This is a genomic window from uncultured Dialister sp., from assembly GCF_900538805.1.
Lineage (GTDB): Bacteria > Bacillota > Negativicutes > Veillonellales > Dialisteraceae > Dialister.
In genome coordinates, this window is the sequence record NZ_UPZP01000073.1 from 1 (window position 1) to 11,854 (window position 11,854).

An 11,854-nucleotide genomic window follows, 5' to 3' on the forward strand; every position below is an offset into this window, starting at 1 on the left:
GTAACTTTTTTCTAGATAGTCTTTGCCAGGCATGAGTAATATATGCTTGATTATTATACGCCACTCGATAGCCATTTTTCCATGCCCGCATACAATATTCCACATCTTCTGGAGCATAGAAAATATTCTCATCTAGAAACCCTATTTTTTCTACAACTTTCACAGGTATCATCCAACATGCAGACATAAGATATCCCACATTTGTAATTGCATCCTTTTTGGGAACCTGCTCCATCTGCTCACCTTTCCTACGAAGGCTGGTTACAGGTAATGCTTTAAAAAGTTTCAGTTTAAATGTGGGAATTCCTCTGCCTGAATTCTGTACCGTTCCATCCAGACCCTTCATAACAGGTCCAATAATTCCAATATCTTGATAGCTCTTTAGAGACTGCATTAGCGACTTCATAGCTTGTTCATTGACAACTGTATCAGAATCCAGAATACAAATATAAGAAGAATTCCGGCATGCTTTTTTTAATCCTATATTTCGAGAAATAGTTGTTCCTTTATTATCCGGCAATGAAATAATTTCCAGTGCAGCATAATGAAGACTATGCTGTAATTTCTGCAATATGGATATTGTCCGGTCTTTAGAACCATTATCTATTACATAGATTTTGACCCGCATTGAAGTAATCTGATCAATTGAGTTCAAACAACGGGCTATATAATTTTGGGAATTCCATGTGAGAATTACAAAAGATAAATCATAGATTTCTTCCATAATATCTTCCTTTACAATATTGATACCATAATCATATGTATCTTTCTAAGACTTTTGATTCACTGCATGCCAACTTTAATAGCAAAAATACCAAACCACTCCTTAAGAGCTACAGCAGAATCATTAAGATTATTGGCATCTGGCATAACAGCAAATATCGGTGAACCATGATGAACCAACTCACGACGATAGTTTGTAGGATAAACCAAAACATCAAGTCCTGCTCGTTTAAAGATCATAGCTGCTCTAGGCGCATGGACCGCTTCAGCAAGGAGGATAGGATGAGTCCATTGATTTTCCCTACAGATAACAGCAGAATTCTTTGCGTTTTCCACAGTGTTTCTGCTGTTGAAATCCCCATAAAGTTTATCCCCCGGAATGCCTAGATTCTTGAACTCTCTCAGAGCTATATCTGTCTCAGAAATAGAATTACTAAAGGTAACCCCACCTGCCACGTTTTTTCTGGTAAAGCTCTGCAGTCACCAACATAGACCGTGACATAACCGGCGAAGGCTGCCCTGCTCCTCCCACACCAGGAACCCCAGAAAATGAACCGCGTCCAATCATCAGCAGTACATCTCCCGATACTTCCTCCTTATGCGGATAAATTCTCTCCAAAGAACCAGTCACAAAGTCCGCTCCTATACGTATAGAGAAAAAATAAAGCACTAAAATAATTGATGTCAATGCCGGCTGATATTTCCAATGCTTTCTGTAACCATAAATATTAAATAGAATCAGTAAGAGAATAATTCCGCCTGGTGGAAGCAGAAAACCATAAATAATCTGGATAAGAAAAAGTTTCATTGTACTATCCTTTTACGCTTACAGTCGATATGACAATTTTAAATATACCCTGGATATATATCTGCCACAAAACCATGCGACGAGTCAGCCCAATGTCTTTCACCATGCGTTCAATACGCCCCTTTATGGCTCAATACCACTGCCACGGTTCTCCACAGCAGTACCATATCCAGCCAGACGCTCCAATTGTGGACGTACCAGCTGTCCATCTGGACTCTTTCGGGATAGTCTATATCGCTTCTGCCGCTGGTCTGCCACATGCCGGTGATACCGGGAAGGACGGAATAGTATTCTTTGATATATTTCCCATATCTTGGTACTTCTGCCTGTACGATAGGACGCGGTCCCACGAGGCTCATTTCCCCTTTCAGCACGTTCCAGAGCTGGGGCAGTTCGTCTAGGCTTGTTTTTCTAAGGAAGGCACCGCTCTTCGTAATGCGGGGATCATTTTTCAGCTTGAATTCCTTATCCCATTCCGCCTTGGCTTCCGGGTCGGTGGCCAGGAGGTGTTCCAGCACTTCCTTCGAGTTCACGCACATGGAGCGGAATTTATAGCAGTTGAATTCCTTCCCATTTCTTCCTACCCGTCTATGTTTAAAGATGACGGGCCCCGGTGAGTCGTGGTAGACCCAGCAGGTGATAGCAAGGAGGATAGGTGAAATGAGAAGGCCGCCGCAGATGGTGGCGACGATATCGAAGAGGCGCTTCAGCATCTGGTTCCAGGGGCTGGCCAGGTTATTCCGGATATGGAGGACCATGATTTTCGCATCGAAGAAGGATTCTGCGGTGACATTGGACATGGGGACGGCTACCAGGTTTGGAATGACGTCCACCTGCTTCACCAGGGACTGGGCGCGGTAAATCAGGCTGGACAGGTCGTCCTGGGGAAGGCCGGGCGCTGCAATCAGTACGGTGTGGACGCCGGTTTCCTGTATCACTTCTTCCATATTTCCAAAGCCCCCCAGCACAGGGAAACTATGGAGCATGGTATCTACAGGATGGCGGTCCTCCAGGAACCCCACCACCCGGTACCGCATGCCGGAGTCGTGAAGAATCTGCCGCACCACCAGCTCCGCCGTCTGCCCGGCGCCGACGATGAGCACGGGAATCTGGAAGGCCTTCACCTTTTTCATGGCTTTGCTGAGGATAACCCGGACAATGGCAAGGAGTACAAAGGCTATGACCACATAGGCCAGGACGAAGAACCGGGACACCTGTCCCGATACCTGGGCAAAGAACATGAGGATAATGGAAAGCACTGCCCCTTCCAGGCACGCAAAGAAAAGGCGCTCCACCATGCGGTAGATAAGCATGCGCCTTCCGTAAAGTCCGCTATAGAAAATAAAAAACATAAAAACCATGGGCAGCCAGAGAAAAAGGTAGGCCATGGAAAGGCGGAAGGTGTTGTAGGTCACCAGGCAGTTTCTCAGATACACCGCCAGTACCCCCGCCACCGCCAGAGCAGCATAGTCACCCAGGGCAAAAATAAGAGACGGTAAAAGTCTCCCGCCTGCGTCCTGTCTTGCTGCCTGTGTATAGTTACGATTCATAAATCCCCCGGATAGTTCAGATAAATCCTTTTGTTTTATATGTGTGTTATTCATGTATTATAGCACAGATGAGAGAGTGGGAGAATAGAGATTTGAGATTTGAGGGTTTCCCCTATATATTGTGCCACCGCTTGCGGGGTGGCAAGGGAACACGATTCGTAGGGGAGTGCTAGCGACCTGAGAATCGTGTGACACGCTTCCCAGCGGGGCAAAGGTGGTACGAAGTACCAAAGGGGGAATGAGAGAGATTTGAGGTTTGAGGTTTGAGGAGGTAGAGACAATCAGAGGAGAGACGTCAGACGGTCAGACTTCAGACTGACATTGCGGCGGGAAACGTAACGCCTACTTGCGACGGGCAGCATGGTGCCAGGAGATTTCTCGACTCCGCTCGAAATGACAGGGCGTTTTGCGACAGTACTTAGCCTCCTTCCCTAGGCAGAAGTCCTGCAGAGGACTTCTGAGCCGGGCTAATATGTGAGCATAGCCTGCACACAAAGCGAACACCTTAAAGCCCGGCCAGCAGGTGGCGCCGTCAGGCGACGGAAGATAGGAGCGTCAGTTCTGTGCCAATTTTTTCGGACCTATCCTTAGCCCTATCGGGCAGCTCCTTCCTGGGGAAGGAGCCTACGTTACGTTCTATGCTGTCGGGGCATGGGAGTGGAGCAGCATGGTGCCGGGGGATTTCTCGACTCCGCTCGAAATGACAGAGGGGAAGAGATTTGAGGTTGCAGATGCAATCAGACGGGAGACGTCAGACTTTCAGACTTCAGAAGGGCCCTTCGGGCCTGCGGTGGGTGGCCTTCACAATCATATATCGCCGCCTCTTTTGATAAAGCCATACAACCGCGCCCTTGGCATCGGTCGGGCAATTCATAGGAAGGTCCTTTTATGTGCAGGCTAAGGACCAACTTTGCCCGACTTGGAGACCCTCTGCAGGGTCTCCACAAAGGGAAAACATGCCAACCAGGCTGCGCCTGATGGAAATGCACCCCTATCTCCGCTTCGCGGTACTTCCACCCGGAGGGGGAAGTCTACTCGCCGCTCAGCTTTAGGACTCATAAGCATCACAAAGTATAGAGCCGCTAGAAAAAGTATAGAGCCGGTAAATCTGCCCCTCCGGGTGCACAGCGAACACATTTTGAAGAAGCGTCAGCGACGCGCAAAATTTAGTGAGTCGTTTCTCCACGGGAAAGCATGTCACTGGATTCTCAGGTCGCGTGGCTCCCCTACGAATCCAGTTCCTTTGCCAACCTTTAGGTGGAAGACGCCGCCACAGGTGGCAGAAGGGGTGCATTTCCCACGGGCAAAGCCCGGTTGTAAGGTTTTCCCTTCGCCCTCTGCGGCGGTTTTGATGGTTTTATTATAAGAGGCGCCTTTTTTTATTTCACTGGCGCCCTCCTTCCTGCCGACTTGTATTTAATGCCTATTCCCTCACTTACTGCTTGCCCCGAGATCCTTCACTGCGTTCAGAATGACGGGTCCGGCAAGAAGGTTTTATTGTCCCACCACTCGCAGGCGGGAAGGTGGTACGCAGTACCAAGGAGGTGCATTTCCAACGGGCGAAGACCGGTTGTGCGGGTCTCACTTCGCCCCTTGGGGCGCTTTTGAAGGTTTTATCATAAGAGGCGCCTTTTTTATTTTACAGACGCCCACCTTCCCCATATTAAAAAGACGCCCTTCCATTCCAGAAAGAGTGTCTTTTGATTTCATTTCATTGCTTTTGGAAGTATTCATAGGTCCGTTTCAGTCCTTCTTCCAGGGATACTTCCGGAATCCAGTGGAGGTTTTTTACTGCTTTTTCGTTGGAGAGGGAGGAGCGGTAGATGTCTCCTTCTCTCACGGGGCCGTAGGATGGAGTGATTTGTTTGCCTGTAATTTTGGAGAGAATGGTGACCAGGTCTTTCAGGCTGATTTCGGTCTGGGTGCTGAGGTTGTAGCAGGTGTCTGCGTTTTCGGTGGTAAGCGCCAGGCGAATGCCCCGGGCGATGTCGCCGGCGTAGACGAAGTCTCTGGTCTGTTTCCCGTTTCCGAAAATGGTAATGCCTTTGCCCTGGGCAAGACGTTTGGCGAAGATGCTGATGACGCCGCCTTCTCCCCCGTCGCCCTGCCGTTCTCCGTATACGTTGGCAAAGCGGAGGACCACGTAGTGGATACCGAAGGCGAGATGGTAGAGGGCCAGGTATTTTTCCACGGTCATTTTGGTAAGGCCGTAGAAGGAAAGGGGAATCTGGGGGAGCGTCTCCTGGACGGGCAGTGCTTTTTCATCCACGTCGCCGTAGGTGGCGGCGGAGGAGGAGAAGATGACCCGCTGTACGCCGTATTTCCTGCAGCATTCCAGAATGTGAACGGTACCGGCAATGTTCTGGTACATATCATTCTGCGGGTCCGTCATGGAGTCGCTGACCAGGGTCTGTGCCGCCAGATGGACCACCGCGTCGAAATGTTCTTCGCGGAAGAGGTCTTCCACTCTTTCATCATGGGTATCCATCACTTCCAGCCGGGCGTCTTTGGGAAGGTTTTCCCAAAGGCCTGTGGAGAGGTTGTCCAGGGAAATGACGTCATCCCCTGCTTCCATGAGCTGGCGTACCAAGTGGGAACCAATAAAGCCGGCGCCGCCGGTAACGAGAATTTTCATAATTTCACCTTTTTCTATAGGAAAATATATCTGCGTTGCTTTTTTATTATATTAACACATTTTCAAAAGGATAGTGGTAAAGGAATGATAAATTCTTGGTAGAGATTTGAGGTTTGAGATTTGAGGGTTTGTTGTGCCACCGCTTGCGGGGGAAAGGTGGTACGAAGTACCAAAGGGGGAGACGGTGCTAGCCGTCAGACGGTCAGACTTCAGACGTTAGATTGGCAGTGTGCCTTGCAAGGTATCTCCCACTTACGGCGGAAGCCATGGTGGCGGGAGATTTCTCCACTCCGCTTCGCTGCGGTCGGAATGACAGGGAGGAAGAGATTTGAGATTTGAGATTTGAGATTTGAGGGTTGAGATTTGAGTCTCGGACCTATCCTCAGCCCTATCGGGCAGCTCCTTTCTGAGGAAGGAGCCTGACATTGCGGCGGGAAACGTATCCCCACTTACGGCGGGCAGCATAGTGCGGGAAGATTTCTCGACTCCGCTTCGCTCCGCTCGAAATGACAATAGGGCCCGCTGCGGCCCAGGTTCAGAGGGTTCAAAAGGGTTCAAAGAGCAGGAAAAGGTTCTGAAGTTTGACCGGCCTTTGGCCGGAAGGTTCTTAGGTTTGACGGGCCTTTGGCCCGAGGGTTGTGGTATCGCCTTCGGCGATGAGTATATAGTCAGCGTTACATACTATCCTTACCGCCTCCCACTCGTCATCCTGAGCGACAGCGAAAAATCTCGGTACTTGCAGCATATGAGACAAAACCATTAAATACCATTCTTCAGAAGGAGCCGCTTGATGGGCCCTCCCCTTCGATGCCTTGCGATACCACTTTACCACCTAGATTTGAAATTGGGCGCTTGATTCATTTATAAAAATGGGCGTTTTTGTAAATGAAAATATTTTTGTTTATAAAAATAGCACTTTTTATAAATAAGAACAAGAAGAGAACGGGATAGTAATTTAAGGCTTTTTTATTGTCCCACCGCTTGCGGGGTGGCAAGCGAACGTGATTTGTAAGGGAGCGACAGCGACCTGAAAATCACGTGAACCCTTTCCCGTGGAGAGGTGCCGTAGGCAGAAGGGGTGCATTTCTCACGGGCGAAGGCCGGGTGTATGGTTTTTCCTTCGCCCTCTGGGGCGGTTGTGAAGGTTTTATTGTAAGAGACGCCTTTTATATTTTCCAGGCGTCCTCCTTTACTGAGATTCTTCACTGTGTTCAGAATGACGGGTCCGGAAGGAAGTTATGCTGTGCGCCCTGAAGACGTTCCATCGTTTTCCATTCAAAAAGCTCTCTGCCAAGAAGGCAGGGAGCTTTTTATTTTGAGCGGCCCTATGGGATGTAGGCCCTGGTGGCGTGGCCTATGATGGATAAGTGAAGGTCGGTGAGGAGGGACATGCGGATGGGGAGGATTCTGCCCATTTCTTCGTAGATGTCCACTTCCGATTCTTTGATTTTCTGCATGATGATGGACAGTTTTTCTTCCATTTCTGTCCAGAGTGCCAGCAGTTCTTCCGCTTTTTTCACGTTTCTATGAAGGGAGATGGTGTAAACGGAGACTGCGGCAGGGGCTGTTTTTCTTCCGATAAGAAGCGAAAGGACTCCGGCGAATGTGGGCACCGGTCTGCCGTCCAGTTTTCCTTCCACGTAGAGGAGGCGGAAAACCATGAGGAGGGCGGAGCAGGCTACGCCGAAGTCGAGGCCCAGCCAGAAGGAGTCAGCGCCCAGGGTGGTATGGGTGTCCAGGAAGAGGCTCATGGGGAAGCAGCCGCCCCAGTAGGCCAGGACCATGAGGATGAAGGAAATCCGGGTATCCTTGAGGCCCCGGAGGATGCCCTGGATGGGGGTGGAAATGGCGTCGAAGAGCTGCCAGCCGGCGCTGTAGATGAGAAACTGTCCTGCAATGAGGGCCACCGCTGCGTCGTCGGTGTAGACGGAGCCGATGGAGCTTCTGAAAATCACGGTGAAGGAGGCGGTCATCATGGCGCCTGCCATGGCCACCACGAAGCCTGCTTTTTTATACCGGCGGGCCAGGGCCATGTCATTGGCACCTACGGCGGTGGCAATGAGGATGGTGAGGGCCATGGAGCAGGAGACGGGAAGCATGTATACCAGGCTGGCGAAGTTGTCCGCAATCTGGTAGGCCGCCAGGGCATCGGTGCCGTAGCGGGCGAGGAATACGATGATGAGGCTGAAGAGGCTCATTTCCATGAAGATGGAAAGGCCGCTGGGTACGCCTACCACCAGGTATTCACGGATATCTTGAGTCCGGAGGGAAAGGCTTGTGAAAATGGTCCTGCCTTCCAGTTCCTTCGATTTCAAAACCACCAGAACAAAGAGGACCAGCAGGAATCCGTAGGTAATCATGGTGGCAAGGCCTGCTCCGATGCCGCCCAGGGCAGGCATACCGCCGTGGCCGTAGATGAAGAGGTAGTTGAAAATGCCGTTCACCACCGGTGCCATGAGGAAGAGTTTCATGGAAATGGAGGTGGAGCCTGCGGTGTCGGTGAGACAGCGCAGCGGTATCATGAGGGCGATGAAGAATACTACGCCAATCATGGTCATGAGGTAGTACCGGGCAATGTACTCCACTGCCGGCTCCAGGGCCAGAGCGGCCATGAGGTGGTCAATGAAGAAAATATAGGCTGCCGTAAAAAGAACCCACACAGAAAGGCCGATAACCATGCCGCTTCTCACGATGAAGGGAAGGGATTCTCTTTCTTTCCGTCCGATGAGCTGTGCCATAAGCGGGGTTCCCGCCATGAGGAGTCCGATGATGGAGGCCAGGAGGGGGTAAAAGAGTCCCGCTCCCACGGACACGCCGGCCAGGTCGTCGGCGCCGGCATGGCCGGCCATGGTTGTATTAATGAACGTCACTCCCGCCGTGGATACCTGGGCAACCAGAATCGGTATCATCACAGACAGAAGCTTCTGTATATCTTTTTTCACGAAAAACATGTCAATGCACTCTCCAGAAATTTCATCAAAAAAGACGCCGCGAGGCGTCATCCGATGAAGATTCTGTGAAGAGGAACTTTTTCAGGGAATACTAAAAAAAGCCTTCCGCTTATTCGTTTCATGGCTGTTTCGCCGCGCAGGTTTTCCCCTGCGCGTTTCAGGCAGCAGAGGAAACCGGACATCCCGTGACAGATGCCCCGTCATTCAGTTTTATAGAGGAATCTTTCCACCCAAAAGGCTTATGGGCGTAAAGATTCCATCCTCCTGCCCCGATGAAACCTTTGAAGAAGGAGGCAAATGGAGAAAGGATGCGTTTGAAATTGAAATTCACCCGGGAAGGCACCAGAAGATTGGCTCCTTCTACGTAGAAGTAAGCCATGGCAAAAAGCAGATACATGCTGCCGTACATCTCCAGGTCCATCAGTTCACCGATTTCCATGTTGTCCTCCTTTCGTTAATTTTATGGAAATGACCATCGCTATGGTATAATGATGAAAGCTAAAATCCATGCATGCAATGAATGCATTTCATAACTTTTTCATCATTCCGGTCATTCTTCAGTCGTAAAAAATCTGAATTTGTTTATTGGTATTTTTAATACCCACTTATAGTATACTACTATACCAAGAAAAAGGCAAATCTTTCGATATCCTTCAGGCTGCAGCTATTTAAGGAGCTATTTAAGGAGCGCCATGACAAAGCAGTGCAGAAAAATTCTTATAAAAGCAGACTCTGTGAATGAATCAGTGCTTACCCAGCCTGTCCCCTTTTGAAATCAGGTGAACCCCATGAAATTAAATTTCACTTCCCTGGAATATTTCCGGAAAGCGGCGGAGATGGAACATCTCACCAAAGCCGCGGAAGCCCTCCATATCGCCCAGCCCGCCCTGTCCCGCACCATCCGGGGCTTGGAGGAGGAATTGGGCGTCACCCTTTTCGAAAGGGAAGGCAGAAATATCCATCTCACCAGGGACGGTCATATCCTTCTGAAACATGCGGAGAATTTCCTTCATGAGTACGAAGAAATGCAGCAGGAGTTCAGGGATTCCAGAAATCTTCAGCAGATGACGGTAAACCTGGCCATCCTTTCCGCCACCAAACTCATCCCCTCCTTCCTGGCGGAGTTCAGGAAAGCCCATCCCGAAGCCATGCTGGAAATCATCAATCCCAAAATGCAGGCCTCCACAAAGCATACGGACCTCACCCTCTATTCCAGCATCCATCATATCGACAACGACCATACGGTCACCCTTTTCAGGGAAAATCTGGTGATGGTACTCCCCCTCTCCGACCGCCACGCCCGGCTCCCCTACATCAACCTGGCAGACTTTTCCGATAAAAACTACATCGCCCCGCCTAAAGGCTTCGTCCTCCGGGACATACTGGAAACCTTCTGCCAGAAAGCAGGCTTCACGCCGAAGGTGGTCATGGAAAGCGACAATCCCGGCACCATCCACGAATTCGTCAACGCAGGCCTTGGCATCGCTTTGGTGCCCCAGATGACTTGGTACAATGCATTCAGCGGCCTCGCCTCCCTCCCCGTAGGAGACATGGACTGCCACCGCTACCTCAACCTGTCATGGAAAACAGATGGAAAACTCTCCCTCTCCGCCGTGCTGCTAAGGGAATACATTATCGACCACTTCTGGGAATACGTGAGAGAAAAGGCAAACAGCGAATTTCCGATGTGAGGGATGGTGGGCTGGTGAGCTGGTGAGACAGTGGACTAACCATATATTGTGCCACCGCCTGCGGGTGGAAAGGTGGTACGAAGTACCAAAGGGGGAACGGGCGCAAGCCGTCAGGCGGGAGACTTTCAGACGTCAGACGTCAGACAGGCAGTGTGCAGAGAAACGTACCTCCCACTTATGACGGGCAGCATGGTGCTGGGAGATTTCTCGACTCCGCTCGAAATGACAGAGTATTTTGCGACAGTACTTAGCCTCCTTCCCTAGGAAGGAGGTGGCGCCGTTAGGCGACGGAGGATAGGGGCGTGGATTAGATGGTAGACGATAGATGTTAGATGTTAGAAATCAGATGTCAGACTGCGTTACGTTCTTACCTTCCCGCCCTCATGGTCGTTCTGAACGCAGTGAAGAATCTTGGTACGCGTCGACATTGACTCAGACTAGCACACTAGTCCACCAGCTCACTAAAAAATACCAGTCGGCAGGAAGGTAGCGCCGTCAAGCGGCCCCAGCTACAAGCTACCAGCCACTATCATCTATCTTCTATCTTCTATCTTCTATTTTCTACCTTCTATCTTCTATCGTCTAACAGCCCGGCTTCCCTAGTATTTACTAACAATTGTCACACTATCGACGTGTACCGAGATCCTTCGCTGGCGCTCAGGATGACGAGTGGCGAGCAGGGCTCCGCGGTCTCGATCCCGATCCCGATCTAGATCCCATTCCCCAGTCCCCCGGGACTCCCTATTTACATCTCCCCTCCCCTATGGTATTCTTGTTACAGTTATATTGAATTCTATAAATGTGAGGTACTTTATGACAGAGAAGAGAGAAGGGCTGGACGAGCTGAAGCAGCTGGGCAGCCGGAATACGAAATATACCTATGATTATGATCCGAATCTTCTGGAGAGAATTCCCAATAAACACGCTGACCGGGATTTCTTTATCAAGTTTAACTGTCCGGAGTTTACGAGCCTTTGTCCGAAGACGGGGCAGCCTGATTTTGCCACTATTTATATTTCCTACATTCCCGACAAGTACATGGTGGAGAGCAAGTCTTTAAAACTCTATCTTTTCAGCTACCGGAATCATGGCGATTTCCATGAGGACTGCGTGAATATGATTATGACGGACCTCATCCGTCTGCTTCGCCCCCGGTATATCGAGGTGTGGGGCAAGTTCCTGCCCCGGGGCGGTCTTTCCATCGACCCTTACTGCAATTACGGCATTCCCGGCACGGAATGGCGGGATTTCGCCCGTTTCCGCCTGCTTCATCATGATATGAATCCGGAAAAGGTGGATAATCGGTAATATATTAAAGTGCTCCCCCCATCTTATTGTGCCCCAGCTTGCGGGACACAATAAAGCTTCGCGAAACGGCTTTCTCATAAGCAGCACTAAGGATAGCACCGCTAAAATCTCCCCCTCCGGGGTGGCAAGCGAACGTGATTTGTAAGGGAGCAACAGCGACCTGAAAATCACGTGAGACGCTTTCCCGT

General features: G+C 50.1%; 10 protein-coding genes. 2 read left to right on the forward strand and 8 right to left on the reverse strand.

Annotated elements, in window-relative coordinates:
* From QZQ29_RS06970 to QZQ29_RS07000, 7 genes are all read right to left on the reverse strand, one after another.
* Positions 1-724, reverse strand: a 724-nt coding sequence (locus QZQ29_RS06970) for a glycosyltransferase family 2 protein (RefSeq protein ID WP_296961643.1), incomplete at its 3' end; no start/stop codon positions are given.
* A gap of 59 nt (positions 725-783) precedes the next feature.
* Positions 784-1,179: a YdcF family protein gene (locus QZQ29_RS06975; protein WP_296961647.1), complete on the reverse strand. Its 396-nt coding sequence runs from the start codon at positions 1,177-1,179 to the stop codon at positions 784-786.
* Positions 1,157-1,531, reverse strand: coding sequence for a hypothetical protein (locus tag QZQ29_RS06980; protein WP_296961650.1), 375 nt, complete (start codon positions 1,529-1,531; stop codon positions 1,157-1,159). The genes QZQ29_RS06975 and QZQ29_RS06980 overlap by 23 nt, the downstream gene beginning before the upstream one ends.
* 110 nt (positions 1,532-1,641) lie before the next feature.
* Entirely contained in the window at positions 1,642-3,081 is a 1,440-nt protein-coding gene (gene wbaP / locus QZQ29_RS06985) for an undecaprenyl-phosphate galactose phosphotransferase WbaP (RefSeq protein ID WP_296961653.1), read from the reverse strand.
* A 1,711-nt stretch (positions 3,082-4,792) separates the two neighbouring features.
* Positions 4,793-5,716 (reverse strand): NAD-dependent epimerase/dehydratase family protein, encoded by a 924-nt coding sequence (locus tag QZQ29_RS06990; protein WP_296961656.1) that lies wholly within the window; start codon positions 5,714-5,716, stop codon positions 4,793-4,795.
* Between the two features lie 1,325 nt (positions 5,717-7,041).
* Positions 7,042-8,667, reverse strand: coding sequence for an MATE family efflux transporter (locus QZQ29_RS06995; protein WP_296961658.1), 1,626 nt, complete (start codon positions 8,665-8,667; stop codon positions 7,042-7,044).
* A 157-nt stretch (positions 8,668-8,824) separates the two neighbouring features.
* Positions 8,825-9,106, reverse strand: coding sequence for a hypothetical protein (locus QZQ29_RS07000; RefSeq protein WP_296961661.1), 282 nt, complete (start codon positions 9,104-9,106; stop codon positions 8,825-8,827).
* Between the two features lie 349 nt (positions 9,107-9,455).
* Here QZQ29_RS07000 and QZQ29_RS07005 point away from each other — a divergent pair, with 349 nt between their 5' ends.
* Positions 9,456-10,358, forward strand: coding sequence for a LysR family transcriptional regulator (locus tag QZQ29_RS07005; RefSeq protein WP_296961665.1), 903 nt, complete (start codon positions 9,456-9,458; stop codon positions 10,356-10,358).
* A gap of 813 nt (positions 10,359-11,171) precedes the next feature.
* Complete coding sequence (gene queF / locus QZQ29_RS07010; RefSeq protein WP_296961668.1) at positions 11,172-11,666, forward strand: preQ(1) synthase; 495 nt, start codon at positions 11,172-11,174, stop codon at positions 11,664-11,666.
* Positions 11,667-11,670: 4 nt separating this feature from the next.
* Here the strand turns inward: queF and QZQ29_RS07015 are convergent.
* Positions 11,671-11,854, reverse strand: a 184-nt coding sequence (locus tag QZQ29_RS07015; protein ID WP_296961673.1) for a hypothetical protein, incomplete at its 5' end; no start/stop codon positions are given.